Source organism: Pseudomonas sp. N040 (genome assembly GCF_015637705.1).
GTDB lineage: Bacteria > Pseudomonadota > Gammaproteobacteria > Pseudomonadales > Pseudomonadaceae > Aquipseudomonas.
Genome location: NZ_JADOBE010000005.1, coordinates 270,641 through 284,530 on the forward strand (window position 1 = coordinate 270,641; position 13,890 = coordinate 284,530).

The following is a 13,890-nucleotide window of genomic DNA, read 5'->3' on the forward strand; positions in this document are numbered from 1 at the left end:
GAAAACTCCGGTCAGTTCGGCAACAGGGCGAGGGTGTCGAGGGCAATCTGGCGCTCTTCGTTGGTGGCGACCACCAGCACGCGCGGATGCCCGCCGGCCTGGATCTCGCCATCCGGGCCACCGACGCAGCGGGCGTTGGCCTCGGGGTCGAGCGCCAGGTTCAGCAGGCGCAGGTGCGCGACGGTCTTGCTGCGGACCAGCGCGGAGTTCTCGCCGATGCCGCCGGTGAAGACCAGTCCGTCGAGTTGCGGCAGGGCGCAGCTCATGGCCGCCAGGGATTTGGCCAGGCGGTAGCAGAACACCTCGATGGCCAGCGTGGCGCCGGGGTGACCGGCGCTGCGTGCCTGCTCCAGGCTGCGCATGTCGTTGGACAGGCCGGACAGGCCGAGCAGCCCGCTCTGCTGGTTGAGCATGCAGTCGACCTGCTCCGCGCTCCAGCCCAACTCGCGCAGCAGATGACCGTGCAGGCCCGGATCGACATCGCCACTGCGGGTGCCCATCACCAGCCCTTCCATGGGCGTCAGGCCCATGCTGGTGTCGCGGCTGTGGCCATCGACGACGGCACAGGTCGAGCAGCCATTGCCGAGGTGGGCGACCAGCCAGCTGCTGCGGTTCGGCGGCAGGCTGCAGAGCTCCGCGGCGCGACGGCTGACGTAGCGGTGGCTGCTGCCATGGAAGCCGTAGCGACGCACCCCGTGCTCGCGATACAACGCCTCCGGCACGGCGTAGCGAAAGGCGTGTGGCGGCATGCTCTGGTGAAACGCGGTGTCGAATACCGCCACCTGCGGCAGTGCGGGGTACAGGCTCAGCGCCGCCTCGATGCCCTGCAGGCAGGCCGGGTTGTGCAGCGGCGCCAGCGCCGACACCTGGCGGATTGCGGCCAGCGTCGGCTGGTCCAGCAGGTGGGCGGCGGTGAAATGCTCGCCGCCGTGCACCACGCGATGGCCGATGCCGCCGAGCCTGCCGGCGGCCTCCGCCTCGACCAGCGGCAGCAGTCGGGCCAGGGCCTGGCGGTGATCGGCGGCGGGGACGGCTTGTTGCTGCTGGCCCGCGGCGGACTGCCAGCGCAGCACGGCATCGGCGCTGCCCAGGCGCTCGGCGATGCCGTGCAACAGCGGCTGCTCGGCGGTTTCCCCGAGCAGGGCGAACTTGATCGACGAACTGCCACAGTTGATGACCAGGATATGACGTGCCGGCATCGGGGCTCCTTGGCGGCTGGAAAGAATGACAGTAGAGCGCGCAGCTGGCCGTCCATCCGGCCCTGGTTCGCAATCAGACGTTTGCGCAGGTAAACTTGCAAGCTCTACTTATCCAGTGCAAAGGTCTTGCCCCATGCTGATTGCTGTCAATAAAGCTGTCTCCATCGACTATACCCTGACCAACGACGCCGGGGAGGTCATCGACAGCTCTGCCGGTGGTACCCCGCTGGTCTATCTGCATGGCGCCGGCAATATCATCGTCGGGCTGGAAAAAGCCCTGGAAGGCAAGCGCGCCGGTGACGAGCTGAAGGTGGTCGTTGAACCGCAGGATGCCTACGGCGAATTCAGCGCCGAACTGGTGGCCGTGCTCGGTCGCGACATGTTCGAGGGCGTCGACGAGCTGGAAGTCGGCATGCAGTTCCATGCCTCCGGCCCGGATGGCAGCATGCAGATCGTGACCATCCGTGATCTGGATGGCGATGAAGTGACCGTCGACGGCAACCACCCGCTGGCTGGCCAGCGCCTGACCTTCCAGGTCAAGGTGATTGATGTGCGCGATGCGCATGCCGAAGAACTGGCCCATGGCCATGTGCACGGTGAAGGCGGTCATCACCACTGATCGCTGGTTTTCCGCTGCAACAGAAGGGTGCCTGAGGGCACCTTTTTGCCCTCTGTGCTTTTTAACTGATGCGTGCGAGGAGTTCTCATGAGTGCCATACACGAGCTGATTCTGCAGGGTCTGGATGGTCGCGAGCTGCCGCTGGCGCCGTTCAAGGGCAAGGTTCTGTTATTGGTGAATGTCGCCTCCAAGTGCGGCCTGACCCCGCAGTACGCCGGCCTGGAACAGTTGCAGCAGGATTACCAGGCGCGCGGGTTCAGTGTGCTCGGCCTGCCGTGCAACCAGTTTGCCGGCCAGGAGCCAGGCAGCGCGGAGGAGATCCAGACCTTCTGCAGCAGCACTTACGGGGTCAGCTTTCCGCTGTCAGCCAAGCTCGAAGTCAACGGGCATGAGCGTCACCCGCTGTACACCCTGCTGGCGGGCGAGGGCGCCGAGTTTCCGGGCGAGATCAGCTGGAACTTCGAGAAATTCCTGGTCGGCAAGGATGGCCGGGTACTGGCGCGCTTCGCGCCGCGCACCCCGCCGGATGATCCGGCGCTGATCCAGGCCATCGAGCAGGCACTGGGCTGAAACCGCCGGCGGCATTTGCCGGCCCCGCTATCGCCGGCGTCCTCGCCGGCGCCCGCCTCTCCGCCGCTGCGCGAGCCCGCCGCGCAGATCGCTGCGGCTGCCATCCGCAACCCTGAGCGTGCGCCAGCCTGTCGTCATCCCACTCTCCGCGAGTGGTGCCAGACACATTACGAGCGCCTAGATTGGGCAGCTGAGCATAAGTGTCACTGACGACAACCGGAGAAACCGCATGGAAAACCCCGAAAAGCACCTGCAGCGCGCAGCGCTGGCCATGAAGATCGTCGGCTGGGCTTGCCTGCTCGGCCTGCCGCTAGCAGCCGTGCTGTATCCTCCGGGCGTTCTCTGGGGCCAGGTGTCGCCCGAGGTCTGCTTCCCCAACATCGGCCCGGCGCATCCGCTGTCGCCGTATAACGGCCTGCATCCGTACTTTTTCATGCTCGCCTCGATGTACATCGCGCTCGGCTTCCTGATGCTGCGCGGTGCGCGCGACCCGCTGCGCAATGTCGGGCTGTTCGATTACGGCATCTACTCGAGCATCCTGCATGGCGGCATCATGATCCCGATGGCCTTCTACTACCCGAACGAACATGCGCACATGTGGGCCGATATTCCCTTCGCCGCGCTGGTCGCGATCCTGCTGATCATCTGGCACCCGAAGAAGGCCGAAGTCCGGGCCGCCGCCTGAGCCAGCCGCCATGAGTGATGAGTCCATCGATGTTCTGGTAATCGGCAGCGGGTTTGGCGGTGCTGTCGCCGCCAACCGCCTGGCCCTCGCCGGCAAGCGCGTGCTGTTGCTGGAACGCGGGCCCTGGCGCGATTCGTTGCCGGTACGGGCGCTGGGCATCAGCCGGCGCGCGCCCTTTCCCTACGGGCGCAAGGCGCTGACGCACTTCCTGCATTCCCTGCATGGGCAGCGCTGCAGTCTGCGCCTGAACAAGAATGGGTTTTACGAGATCGGTTCGCTGGCCGGGCTCTACACGCTCGCCGCGGCGTCGGTGGGTGGCGGCAGCCTGGCCTATGGCGGGCTGGTTGAACCGCCGCGCAACACGGCGATGTGGCATGACCGGCATCCGCAGTTGCAGGCGGAGGCGGTTGAGCGCTACTACGCCAAAGTGATCAGCGATCTGGGCGGTGCGCCCATATCGAGGGCGCAACCGCTGCCGCAAACTGTCTGGGAGCACTTCCCTACGAACGATCCGCGCTGTCAGCCTGCCGACCCGCAGCCGCTGCTGGCCAGCCTGATCCCGCCCACGGCCGCCTTGGCCGGCACGCTGGCGCCGCAGCCTCCCGGCAGCCTGCCCCGCGAGTACTGCAACTTCCGGGGCGACAGCTTTCTCGGTTCGCCCGGCGGGGCCAAGGCCTCGGTCGATTTCATCTACCTGGCGCCCGTGCTGGGCAAGGGACTGAGCGTGCGCGACCTGTGCGAAGTGACGCACCTCGCGCCGGCCCGGGACGGCCATGGCGGCTATAGCGTGAGCTACAAGGACCTGGCCGCGGGCACCACGCACAGCGTCCGCGCACCGAGCGTAGTGCTCGCCGCCGGCACCCTGAACACCCTGAAACTGCTGTTTGCCGGAGCGCAGGCAGAGGCGGGACTGGCGCCCATGCCGGCGCTGGGCCGGGGCTTTTTCGCCAATGGCGACATGCTCGGCGCCTGGGTAAATCGCGCGGCCAGATTGCCGAGCTTCGACTCGCCACCGGTGCAAGGCGCGCTGACGCTCGCCGGCTATGAGGACTACGTCATAGGCATCGGCGGTCTGCCCGGCTTCGAAACCTGGCCATTGCCCGGCTTCGTCAAGCGCTTCCTGGCCAAGGTGTTTTTCGTCTATGCCATGGGCGCCGACAGTACCCGCGCCTCGGTGACCTGGGTCAAGGGTCGGCTGCGCTCCGATTACGATTACCGCCAGGAGCCGATTTATGCGCGCTTGCGCCAGGCCTTCGGCATCATCAGCGAGGTCAGCGGGCACAAGGCCTATCCGCTGCGCAAGCCCCTCAGTCCGCACATGGGCGGCGGTGCGCGTCTGGGCGCCAACGCCAGCGAAGGCGTCATCGACCACTGCGGTGAGGTGTACGGCAATCCCGGCTTGTATGTGGTCGATGGCGCCGCCCTGCCCGCCGCGCCAGGCGGGCCGCCCTCGGTCACGATTGCCGCCTGGGCGCACCACGTCGCCGACGGCATCGCCCGGCGCGGTTGCTGAAGCACCGCAACCGCTCAAGGCAGTCCCTGCCGCTATCCGGGCCTGCCGCAGCGGCGGGATGGTATTCGACGCCTGACCGCTTGCAGTGCTCAACCCGCTGAAAAATCCTTGAAGGCCAGCAGCCCGGAACTGTTTGAGCGCTGTCGTGCAGGCCATATGCGCCAAGCCAGCCGCTGCTTTGCCGGCATGGCTTGCCGCGGCGGGGAGGGTGCGGCTTAATGCGCCGACCTGCCGAGGAGCGCTTCCGCCATGACCCACTTAGCCGTTGACCCGCCGGTCGCCTGTGCCTCACCCGCCGCCTTGCGTGCGCTGATCGAAAGCCGCCGGGCGGTGCGCCGTTTCACCGATGAAAAAGTACCGGACGCGGTGATTCGCGATTGCCTGGAAATGGCCGTGCTGGCGCCCAACTCCTGCAACCTGCAGCCGTGGAGCTTCCAGGTGATCCGCGATCCGGCGTTGCTGAAGCAGCTGCACCTGGTGTGCATGAGCCAGAACGCCGCCCTGGCGCCGCTGATCATTGCCGTGCTGGCGCGGCCGGATACCTGGAAACAGGCCTGCCAGAACATCGTCACCTACTGGCCCGAGCCGCAGGTACCGCAGCGGATCAGCCGCTTCTACGCCAAGACCGCGCCGTTCCAGTACAACCAGGGCCCGCTCGGCCTGCTCGGCCTGTTCAAGCGCCAGCTGGTGCGCCTGCTGGCCCTGCGCAAGCCGCTGATGCGCACGCCCAACAGCAAGGCGCAGATGCGCCTGTGGGCGGTCAAGTCGACCGCGCTGGCAGCGGAGAACCTGATGCTGGCGTTCCAGAGTCATGGTTATGCGACCTGCCCGATGGAAGGCTTCGACGAGGTACGCCTGCGCAAGGTCCTGGATATTCCGCGCCAGGCGCTGCCGATCATGCTGCTGGCAGTCGGCCGGCAGGGCGAGAAGGGCATCTACAATCCGCGCCTGCGCTTTCCGCTGGAGCAGCATGTCACCTGGCTGTGAGTGTCAGGCTCTCCCGGGGTGTGCCGGGGGTATGTTGAAGGCGCTCTAAAGCGGCGTGCTACTCAAATGTGGGGAGGTCGCGGCCAGCATTATTCGTAGTGCGTCCATAACCGCAGCACCTTGACCACCTGCTCATGCTCAAGGACCTGATACACGATGCGGTGCTGAATGTTGCTGCGGCGCGAATAGGCGCCGGCCTAATCGCCGACAAGCTTTTCGTATGGGGGAGGGTTCTGAAACGGGTTGAGTGCAACAAAATAAAAAGGTCGGAGTTATTTAGTTTGCGCTCTTTGTGCTGTTGTGGCGGATTGAAAATAAATCATTCCGCCCCCTTCAACTCCCGTTACTCGTCAATGCCATGCACCTGTGCCTCAATCATGGGATCATCGCCATCAAGGTAGAAGCGATAGGTAATAGGATAAGCCTCTGCATTGTTCATCAACGCTGTGCCTGTGCAATTGCGAGAGGCGGCGGAACCGATCACCTGCTTTGCGTCTCTGATCTTGATAATGGAGAGACCGGCGACCCTGCCGAGCGGGGCGTTCTCAAGAGCGCTGGAAACCTCCGTCTGTGCTTCTTCACTGTCGCACTTCGGGAAATCCGCCATAAGGCGTTCTTGCGCCCGAGTTTCTTCTTCGACTTTTTCTTGAGCGTAACGTTGATCTTTCTCGACCTGCTGCTCTTGTGCCTTGCGGACCAGTTCAGCACTGGCTATCGCTTCTTTGGACTCCGTAAGAGTGTTTGCGTCATCAAGTGAGCTAGGGTCTTCAGAGGGATATGCGCCGTTGAGCTCACGTAACTCAAGTGCTCTTGCCGAATTCAAGTTCATTGGGCAGTAGGCATACATTGGAGAACCAATGTAAGCGCCAGCCAAATCACAGTGAGTGTTCCGGTACTGAAGCCATGCTTTTTGTGAGGACTCAAATCTCTTTGCGTCCTCCGGTTTCTCGGCAAGAATCCGAGCATAGATTGATTTGTAGTTTCGTGTAATTTCGCTCTTTGCTTTTTCTGAAACCTCAGCAGAACACTCTGTAACCACCCCGTTGTTTATATATCCAGCCCTGTCCAGGCATTTTCCATACAGGGCATCAAATTCGGATGGCGTTTGCGCACTCGCGGCGAGAGATACGAGAAGCAGTAGCGGATATACCGGCGCAATGTTCTTCATTTGTTTTGTCACCAGTGGAAATGAGAATGGGCGGTTGCAGGGGCTGAAAGTGAAATGGGGGTCAGACTCGATTTTCGCTCATTCCTGTAAATCGAGTCTGACCCCATTACCTTGCATTACCTCTGAGGCCGGGCGTTGCAGCGGTCAGGATGACCGTATAAGGGAAGTTATACGCCATGGATGCAAAGCCACGGCTGTGTGCAGATGCGCGAGCCAGTTCGCCTCGAACACTACTTCATTCGCCTCGCGCCGGTCTATTGCCAGGATGGCCGGCGGCTTGTGGCCATGACTGGCTGGCGTCCTGTCCGCTGCTGGGTGCATGCCCGCCAATCACGCAAATCAATAGTGCTGGGCAGGCGAGACGACCGGTCATATTCTTGCGCCATGAAAACCAGCATTCGACTCGACAAGCGTGAACTGATTCTTGCCAAGGGCGCGCAGGTGATGACCCGTCGCGGTTATCACGGCACCGGGGTGCAGGAGATCGTGCAGGCCGCCGGCATCCCCAAGGGCTCGTTCTATCACTACTTCGCCAGCAAGGAAGACTTTGCCCTGCAGGCGCTGGCCTTCACCTACCAGCCGCGGTTGCAGCGCTATGCCCAGGCGCTGGGCAATCCGGCAGTGAGTCCGCGGGCGCGCATCCTCGGCTATTACGGCGGGCTGTTGCAGCATTTCAGCCAGCAGGAACGCCTGGAATACCACTGCTTCATTGGCAGCCTGAGCTTCGAGATGAGCGAGCTGCTGCCGGCGATCGGCGAGCAGGTTGAAGCCATCCTGCAGGAGTCCGCGCTGATTCTGCAGCGCTGTCTGGAAGAGGCTCAACGGGCCGGCGAGCTGTCCGCCGGCGAGGATTGCGCCAACCTCGCGGCCTTCATCGCCAATGCCTGGCAGGGCGTGCTGACCCGGCTCAAGGTCGGCAGCCAGACCGAACCTGTCGAAGCTTTCGTAAAACGCCTTGAGCGCTTGCTCACGGCCTGATCTTTCAACCTTCACCTATTGCGTGATGACATCAAAGGAAATCCCATGACCGCTACTGTAACCGCCCTGTTTGAACCCTTTCGCCTTGGTACCCTGGAGCTGCCCACCCGCGTGGTGATGGCGCCGATGACCCGGTCCTTCTCCCCCGGCGGCGTGCCCAACAGCAAGGTCATCGAGTACTACCGGCGTCGCGCGGCGGCCGGTGTCGGCCTGATCATCACCGAGGGCACCACGGTTGGGCACAAGGCCTCCAACGGTTATCCGAACGTGCCGCGCTTCTTCGGCGAGGACGCCCTGGCTGGCTGGAAGAAAGTCGTTGAGGCGGTGCACGCCGAAGGCGGCAAGATCGTTCCGCAACTCTGGCATGTGGGCAATGTGCGCAAGCTCGGTACCGAACCGGACGGCGACGTGCCCGGCTATGGTCCGATGGAAAAGCTCAAGGACGGCAAGGAAGTCGTGCACGGCATGAGCAAGGCTGATATCGACGAATGCGTTGCCGCCTTTGCTCAGGCCGCAGCGGATGCCAAGGCCATCGGCATGGACGGCGTGGAAATTCACGGCGCGCACGGCTACCTGATCGACCAGTTCTTCTGGGAAGGCACCAATCAGCGCACCGATGAATACGGTGGCAGCCTGGCCAACCGTTCGCGCTTTGCCATCGAGCTGATCAAGGCGGTGCGTGCCGCGGTCGGCCCGGATTTCCCGGTCATCCTGCGGTTCTCGCAGTGGAAGCAGCAGGACTACAGCGCGCGTCTGGTGCAAACCCCGGAAGCGCTGGGCGAGTTTTTGCAGCCGCTGGCGGATGCCGGCGTGGACATCTTCCACTGCTCGCAGCGGCGCTTCTGGGAGCCCGAGTTCGAAGGTTCCGACCTCAACCTGGCCGGCTGGACCCGCCAGCTCACCGGCAAGCCAACCATCACCGTGGGCAGTGTCGGTCTGGATGGCGAGTTCCTGCAGTTCATGGTCAACACCGACAAGGTGGCCAAGCCGGCTGATCTGGGCGCGCTGCTGACCCGCCTGAACAACCGGGAATTCGACCTGGTGGCGGTGGGCCGTGCCCTGCTGGTCGATCCGGACTGGGCGGTGAAGGTGCGTGACGGCCGCCAGGACGACATCCTGCCGTTCAGCCGCGAGGCGCTGATGACCCTGGCCTGAGTCTGGGTGCCAACAAAAAGACGCTGTCTGCGTTAGGGGTTGAACGTGCTTTTCCCGCGTAGGGTGGGCTTTAGCCCACCAATGCCAGACACATAGTTGCGGTGGGCTGAAGCCCGCCCTACGCCCGCACTACGGCAAGCGGGGCTTCAACCCATAACGGGTAAATAGCCAACAAAAAGCCCCGCTTCGGCGGGGCTTTTTGTTTGGCGGCAGGGCAACCGCTGGAGGTTGCCAGTGGCTGCAGGGCCTGGATCAGGCGGCGAAGTTCTTCGCCACGAACTCCCAGTTGACCAGGTTCCAGAACGCCTCGACGTACTTCGGCCGCATGTTGCGGTAGTCGATGTAGTAGGCGTGTTCCCACACGTCGCAGGTCAGCAGCGGGGTGTCGCCGCTGGTCAGCGGGCAGCCGGCGCCGATGGTGCTGGCCAGGGCCAGGGAACCGTCGGCCTTCTTCACCAGCCAGCCCCAGCCGGAGCCGAAGGTGCCGATGGAGGTCTTGCTGAATTCTTCCTTGAACTTGTCGAACGAACCGAAAGCCGCGTTGATCGCGTCGGCCAGGGCGCCAGTCGGCTGGCCACCGCCGTTCGGGCTCAGGCAGTTCCAGTAGAAGGTGTGGTTCCAGATCTGTGCGGCGTTGTTGAAGATGCCGCCCGAGGAGGTCTTGATGATCTCTTCCAGGGACTTGCCTTCGAACTCGGTGCCCGGCACCAGGTTGTTCAGGTTCACCACATAGGCGTTGTGGTGCTTGTCATGGTGGTATTCCAGGGTCTCGGCGGACAGGTGCGGCTCGAGGGCGTTCTTCTCATAGGGCAGCGGCGGCAATTCGAAAGCCATGGTCGATCTCCTAACAAATCTGGATGGTAAGGCTGTGGCGGGGCCGTTCAGCGGGCCGCGCGGGTTGCCCCGGGCACCGCGAGGGCCAGATCATACACCTGGCCCGGGGGCATATCCACGCCACAACTGTGTGGTCAAAGCCGCAAGGCCCGGCTGGCAGCCGGGTCTCAGCCGAGCAGCAACTGCCCGGCGACACTGAACATCATCAGCGCCACCAGAATGTCCAGCACCCGCCAGGTGGCCGGCCTGGCCAGCCAGGGCGCGAGGAAGGCCGCGCCCAGGGCCAGGCTGAAGAACCACAGCAGCGAGGCGCTCGCCGCGCCCAGCGCATAGGCGGCCGGTTCGGCCTGCTGGGCGCCGAGCGAGCCGATCAGCAGCACGGTGTCCAGGTACACATGCGGGTTGAGCAGGGTGACGGCCAGCGTCGTCAGCAGCACCGCCCGCCGGGATTGCGCCGCTGGCCGTTCCTCCTGCACCAGGCTTTGCGGGCGCAGGGCGCGGTACAGGGCGCAGCCGCCATACCACAGCAGGAACGCCGCCCCGCCCCAGCGCGCCAGGCCCAGCAGCAGCGGGCTTTGCAGCAGCAGGCTGGCCAGGCCGAACACCCCGGCGGCGACCAGCAGGGCATCGCAGACCAGGCAGACGCTGGCGACCAGCAAGTGATGCTCGCGGCGCAGGCTTTGCGCCAGCACATAGGCATTCTGCGCGCCGATGGCCATGATCAGGCCTACCGACACCAGCAGGCCATTCAGGTAACTCTGCCCCATCTGTTCAATCCTTCATCGCTGTCAGGTTTTTACTGCTGGTCAGTCTGCGGGCCGGGCGAGTATAAGGAAAACAAATGTTGCTGATCGGTCATAAGGAAAACTGATTTGTTTGACTACAAATTGCTCAGCGCCCTGGCTGCCGTTGTCGAGCAGGCCGGCTTCGAGCGGGCGGCGCAGGCACTGGGGTTGTCGCAGTCGGCCGTGTCGCAGCGCATCAAGCTGCTCGAGGCGCGCCTGGGACAGCCGGTGCTGCTGCGCGGCACGCCGCCGCAACCCACCGAAGCCGGCCGGCATCTGCTCAACCATGTGCAGCAGGTGCGCCTGCTCGAACGCAACCTGCAGGGGCAGGTGCCGGGAGTGGCAGAGGAGGGCATGCCCGAGCGGCTGCGCATCGCCCTGAATGCGGACAGCCTGGCGACCTGGTGGGCGCCGGCGGTCAGCCAGTTCTGCGCCAGCCAGCGGGTGTTGCTGGAGCTGGTGATGGAGGATCAGGCGGTGGGCCTCAAGCGCATGCGCGCCGGCGATGTGGCTGGCTGCGTGTGCGACAGCGGGGTGCCGGTCAGCGGCGCCCGCTGCGAGCCGCTGGGGGCGATGCGCTACCTGGCGCTGGCCAGCCCGCGGTTTATCGCCAGCCACTTTCCGGACGGCCTGCAGCCCGCGCGCCTGCCGCAGGTCCCGGCCATCGTGTTCGGTGCCGATGACCGCCTGCAGCACCGCTACCTGGCCGCGCTGGGCCTGGCCGGCGGCTTCATCCACCATCTGTGCCCGTCCTCCGAAGGCTTTGTGCAGCTGGCCAGCGCCGGGTTGGGCTGGGGGCTGATGCCGGCGCTGCAGGTGCGCGAGCAGCTGGCGCGCGGCGAACTGCTGGAGCTGCTGCCGGGACGGCATGTCGATGTGCCGCTGTACTGGCATCACTGGCGCCAGGGTGGCGCATTGCTCGACACGCTCACCCGGCATTTGCGCCAGGCCACCGCCGACCGCCTGATTCCGCTAGCGGCTGCCGATTAGCCGCCATCTCTGCTAACTTCCCCCGTTCTGACCAACCATTCGGAATAAGGCGTTGCCATGAAAAAACTGCTGATCGGGCTGGTGCTACTCCTCGCGGCTGCGGCCGGAACTCTCTACCTGTCACCCTCCGCGCTGCTGGCTACGGTGCAGTTTGCCGAACGGCAGCAAGCCGGGCTGAGCGCCCGCCAGGTGCAGGTGGGCGAGTTCGACATCCATTACTACGAAGGCGGCCCGCAGGACGCCGAAACCGTGCTGCTGGTGCATGGCTTTGGCGCCGACAAGGACAACTGGCTGCGTTTCTCCGGCCTGCTGACCGACCAGTACCACGTGATTGCCCTGGACCTGCCGGGCTTTGGCGAGAGCAGCAAGCTGCCCGCCGCCAGCTACGACGTAAGCGCACAGACAGAGCGCCTGGCGGCCTTCATCCAGCAGTTGGGGCTGCGCCAGCCGAACCTGGTGGGCAACTCCATGGGCGGCCATATCGTTGCCCTGTATGCGGCGCGCTATCCGGACCAGCTGCGCAGCCTGGCGCTGTTCGCCAATGCCGGCATCACCTCGCCCAAGCCCAGTGAGCTGATGCAGATCCTGCAGCGCGGCGAGCCCAACCCGCTGGTGGTGACCAGTGCGGAAGACTTCGACCGGCTGATGCGCTTTGTCTTCGTCGAGCAGCCGGAGATTCCTGCCTCGCTCAAGCAGCACTTCGCCGAGCGCGCCATCGCCAATCATGCGTTCAACGAGAAGATCTTCCAGCAGCTGATGGACAACTACGTCGCGCTGGAGCCCGAGCTGGCGAAGATCCAGGTGCCGACCCTGCTGCTCTGGGGGGAGCAGGACCGCCTGCTGGATGTCTCCAGCATCGAGGTGATGCAGCCCCTGCTCAAGCAGCCCAGCGTGGTGGTCCTGAAGGATTGCGGGCATGCGCCGATGATCGAGCGGGCCGAAGAAACCGCGACCGACTACAAGGCGTTTCTCGCCGGCATCCAGGACTGAATGGGGTTGAAGAACCGCTTGCCGTAGGCTGGGCGTAGGGTGGGCTTCAGCCCACCGAAACAGGCCGCGTAAATGGTGGGCTGAAGCCCACCCTACGCCCACCCTGCACAGCACCAAGCACGTTCAACCACTTGCCAAGACAGCGCCTTGAGTCAGTGCCATGCGGGGCCTGATCCTTGCTGTGCGCCCCTTTGGCGCCGGGCCGGAAAACGGGTGCTCAGCTCAGCACGATTTGGCTGCTGCCGGGCAATTGCTCGATGCAGCGCGGCCCGAGCAGGCGCGACGGGGTGAAGTAGCCTCCCGCGCCCTGGTAGTCGAGCAAGTGGCGCACGCCCAGCAGCACGCCATGCACCGTCACGTCATAGCCGTTGGCGGTTTCCAGCCGGGCGCGGACCACCTGGCCGGCCGGGTTGCGTGCTTCGCCCCAGAGCCAGGTACGGCATTGCCGGCGCGTCTCTTCGTCCGGACCCTTGATGCGCCGCTCGACCTGTTGCTTCAGCCAGTCCTGCACCCTGGCGGAGCGGAGCAGCGGGCGCAGCGGATTGAGCAGCCAGCGCATCAGCAGCGCCACAGGCTTGGGCGTGGCGAAATACACCGCGATGTTCGGGATGCCGGTTGAGACATAGGCCGTCGCCACATCGCCCCAGGGAATGCAGGCGGCGTGCCTGACTCCGCGGCCAAAGTCGATATCGCGGCAGTCGCTGGCCAGGGCGGTGCTGCGCAGCAGGCCGTTTTCCCTGACCAGGCCGCCATTGCCCAGGCCCTCGATGGTGGTCTTGGCGGTGCCCGGGGACATGCCGGCCTGCATGTCGAAACCCAGCGCCAGGTGCGTGGCATCCGCGAGTGCCAGCTTCAGGGTGGCGGCCAGGCAGTCGGTGGGCATCACATCGAAGCCGGCGCCGGGGCAGAGCACCACGCCGGCCTGGCGGGCCTCGGCATCGCGGGCTTCGGCGGCGAGGAACACCGACACCTCGCCGGTGATGTCGAGGTAATGGCAGGCGCTGGCCAGACAGGCATCGATCATGGCCTGGCTGGTGGCGTTGAACGGCCCGGCGCAGTGCGCCACCACCCGCACATCCTGCAAAGCCTGCACGCTGGCCTCGCGGTCCTGCAGGTCGAACACCCGGCACTCCAGTTGCAGTTCAGCAGCCAGGGCCTGCAGTTCGGCGGGGTTGCGCCCGGCGAGGATCGGCCGCAGACCCTGGTTTCGGGCCTCGCTGGCCAGCAGGCGGCCGGTGTAGCCGTTGGCGCCGTAGATCATCCAGGCAGTTTTGTCGGTCATGTTGCTGCTCCTGCGGCCAGGCCGCTGTTGATTCAGCCCGGCAGCATAGCGTCTGCGCCGCTGCCAGGCGACCGTCCGGCGTTGCGTTTGCAGGTTGCTGCCCTTCGTCATCCCGGGCCGTCCGCCAGCGCCTGC

At 64.7% G+C, this 13,890-nt stretch carries 14 protein-coding genes and 1 pseudogene; 9 read left to right on the top strand and 6 right to left on the bottom strand.

Annotation, left to right across the window (positions count from 1 at the left end; genetic code table 11):
• Positions 1-11: 11 nt before the first annotated feature.
• The gene (locus ISX93_RS09960) at positions 12-1,199 is read right to left on the bottom strand and encodes an acetate kinase (RefSeq protein WP_195778569.1); all 1,188 of its coding nucleotides are present in this window, start codon (positions 1,197-1,199) and stop codon (positions 12-14) included.
• A 133-nt stretch (positions 1,200-1,332) separates the two neighbouring features.
• Here ISX93_RS09960 and ISX93_RS09965 point away from each other — a divergent pair, with 133 nt between their 5' ends.
• The 5 genes from ISX93_RS09965 to ISX93_RS09985 all read left to right on the top strand — a co-directional run bounded on the left by ISX93_RS09965 (position 1,333) and on the right by ISX93_RS09985 (position 5,573).
• Complete coding sequence (locus tag ISX93_RS09965; protein ID WP_195778570.1) at positions 1,333-1,818, top strand: FKBP-type peptidyl-prolyl cis-trans isomerase; 486 nt, start codon at positions 1,333-1,335, stop codon at positions 1,816-1,818.
• 87 nt (positions 1,819-1,905) lie between these two features.
• On the top strand, positions 1,906-2,388 hold the full coding sequence (locus ISX93_RS09970; protein WP_195778571.1) for a glutathione peroxidase: 483 nt from the start codon (positions 1,906-1,908) through the stop codon (positions 2,386-2,388).
• A gap of 229 nt (positions 2,389-2,617) precedes the next feature.
• Positions 2,618-3,073, top strand: a complete 456-nt coding sequence (locus ISX93_RS09975; RefSeq protein WP_195778572.1) for a DUF6632 domain-containing protein — start codon at positions 2,618-2,620, stop codon at positions 3,071-3,073.
• Between the two features lie 10 nt (positions 3,074-3,083).
• Positions 3,084-4,586, top strand: a complete 1,503-nt coding sequence (locus tag ISX93_RS09980) for a GMC oxidoreductase (RefSeq protein WP_195778573.1) — start codon at positions 3,084-3,086, stop codon at positions 4,584-4,586.
• Between the two features lie 249 nt (positions 4,587-4,835).
• On the top strand, positions 4,836-5,573 hold the full coding sequence (locus ISX93_RS09985) for a nitroreductase family protein (protein WP_195778574.1): 738 nt from the start codon (positions 4,836-4,838) through the stop codon (positions 5,571-5,573).
• Positions 5,574-5,662: 89 nt separating this feature from the next.
• Here ISX93_RS09985 and ISX93_RS09990 read toward each other — a convergent pair.
• Positions 5,663-5,809: pseudogene (locus tag ISX93_RS09990) on the bottom strand (Txe/YoeB family addiction module toxin); the annotation flags it as partial.
• Positions 5,810-5,916: 107 nt separating this feature from the next.
• Positions 5,917-6,741: a lysozyme inhibitor LprI family protein gene (locus tag ISX93_RS09995; RefSeq protein ID WP_195778575.1), complete on the bottom strand. Its 825-nt coding sequence runs from the start codon at positions 6,739-6,741 to the stop codon at positions 5,917-5,919.
• Between the two features lie 384 nt (positions 6,742-7,125).
• On the opposite strand from ISX93_RS09995, the gene ISX93_RS10000 reads away from it, so the two are divergent.
• The gene (locus tag ISX93_RS10000) at positions 7,126-7,719 is read left to right on the top strand and encodes a TetR/AcrR family transcriptional regulator (RefSeq protein ID WP_195778576.1); all 594 of its coding nucleotides are present in this window, start codon (positions 7,126-7,128) and stop codon (positions 7,717-7,719) included.
• Between the two features lie 45 nt (positions 7,720-7,764).
• Positions 7,765-8,874, top strand: coding sequence for an NADH:flavin oxidoreductase (locus ISX93_RS10005; protein WP_195778577.1), 1,110 nt, complete (start codon positions 7,765-7,767; stop codon positions 8,872-8,874).
• 252 nt (positions 8,875-9,126) lie between these two features.
• Here the strand turns inward: ISX93_RS10005 and sodB are convergent, their stop codons facing one another.
• Together sodB and ISX93_RS10015 are read right to left on the bottom strand one after the other, a co-directional pair.
• The gene (sodB, locus tag ISX93_RS10010; RefSeq protein WP_195778578.1) at positions 9,127-9,708 is read right to left on the bottom strand and encodes a superoxide dismutase [Fe]; all 582 of its coding nucleotides are present in this window, start codon (positions 9,706-9,708) and stop codon (positions 9,127-9,129) included.
• A 167-nt stretch (positions 9,709-9,875) separates the two neighbouring features.
• A complete protein-coding gene (locus ISX93_RS10015; RefSeq protein ID WP_195778579.1) occupies positions 9,876-10,475 on the bottom strand; it encodes a LysE/ArgO family amino acid transporter in 600 nt (199 codons plus the stop codon).
• Between the two features lie 105 nt (positions 10,476-10,580).
• Here ISX93_RS10015 and ISX93_RS10020 point away from each other — a divergent pair, with 105 nt between their 5' ends.
• Together ISX93_RS10020 and ISX93_RS10025 are read left to right on the top strand one after the other, a co-directional pair.
• The gene (locus ISX93_RS10020; protein WP_195778580.1) at positions 10,581-11,483 is read left to right on the top strand and encodes a LysR family transcriptional regulator ArgP; all 903 of its coding nucleotides are present in this window, start codon (positions 10,581-10,583) and stop codon (positions 11,481-11,483) included.
• A gap of 57 nt (positions 11,484-11,540) precedes the next feature.
• Positions 11,541-12,473 (top strand): alpha/beta fold hydrolase, encoded by a 933-nt coding sequence (locus ISX93_RS10025; RefSeq protein WP_195778581.1) that lies wholly within the window; start codon positions 11,541-11,543, stop codon positions 12,471-12,473.
• A 217-nt stretch (positions 12,474-12,690) separates the two neighbouring features.
• On the opposite strand, the gene ISX93_RS10030 is transcribed toward ISX93_RS10025, so the two are convergent.
• Entirely contained in the window at positions 12,691-13,755 is a 1,065-nt protein-coding gene (locus ISX93_RS10030; protein WP_195778582.1) for a saccharopine dehydrogenase family protein, read from the bottom strand.
• Between the last annotated feature and the right edge of the window lie 135 nt (positions 13,756-13,890).

Excerpts from the sequence above, each read along its gene's own strand:
- ISX93_RS09960 (WP_195778569.1), bottom strand. The coding sequence starts at position 1,199 with ATGCCGGCACGTCATATCCTGGTCATCAACTGTGGCAGTTCGTCGATC.
- ISX93_RS09965 (WP_195778570.1), top strand. The coding sequence starts at position 1,333 with ATGCTGATTGCTGTCAATAAAGCTGTCTCCATCGACTATACCCTGACC.
- ISX93_RS09970 (WP_195778571.1), top strand. The coding sequence starts at position 1,906 with ATGAGTGCCATACACGAGCTGATTCTGCAGGGTCTGGATGGTCGCGAG.
- ISX93_RS09975 (WP_195778572.1), top strand. The coding sequence starts at position 2,618 with ATGGAAAACCCCGAAAAGCACCTGCAGCGCGCAGCGCTGGCCATGAAG.
- ISX93_RS09980 (WP_195778573.1), top strand. The coding sequence starts at position 3,084 with ATGAGTGATGAGTCCATCGATGTTCTGGTAATCGGCAGCGGGTTTGGC.
- ISX93_RS09985 (WP_195778574.1), top strand. The coding sequence starts at position 4,836 with ATGACCCACTTAGCCGTTGACCCGCCGGTCGCCTGTGCCTCACCCGCC.
- ISX93_RS09995 (WP_195778575.1), bottom strand. The coding sequence starts at position 6,741 with ATGAAGAACATTGCGCCGGTATATCCGCTACTGCTTCTCGTATCTCTC.
- ISX93_RS10000 (WP_195778576.1), top strand. The coding sequence starts at position 7,126 with ATGAAAACCAGCATTCGACTCGACAAGCGTGAACTGATTCTTGCCAAG.
- ISX93_RS10005 (WP_195778577.1), top strand. The coding sequence starts at position 7,765 with ATGACCGCTACTGTAACCGCCCTGTTTGAACCCTTTCGCCTTGGTACC.
- sodB (WP_195778578.1), bottom strand. The coding sequence starts at position 9,708 with ATGGCTTTCGAATTGCCGCCGCTGCCCTATGAGAAGAACGCCCTCGAG.
- ISX93_RS10015 (WP_195778579.1), bottom strand. The coding sequence starts at position 10,475 with ATGGGGCAGAGTTACCTGAATGGCCTGCTGGTGTCGGTAGGCCTGATC.
- ISX93_RS10025 (WP_195778581.1), top strand. The coding sequence starts at position 11,541 with ATGAAAAAACTGCTGATCGGGCTGGTGCTACTCCTCGCGGCTGCGGCC.
- ISX93_RS10030 (WP_195778582.1), bottom strand. The coding sequence starts at position 13,755 with ATGACCGACAAAACTGCCTGGATGATCTACGGCGCCAACGGCTACACC.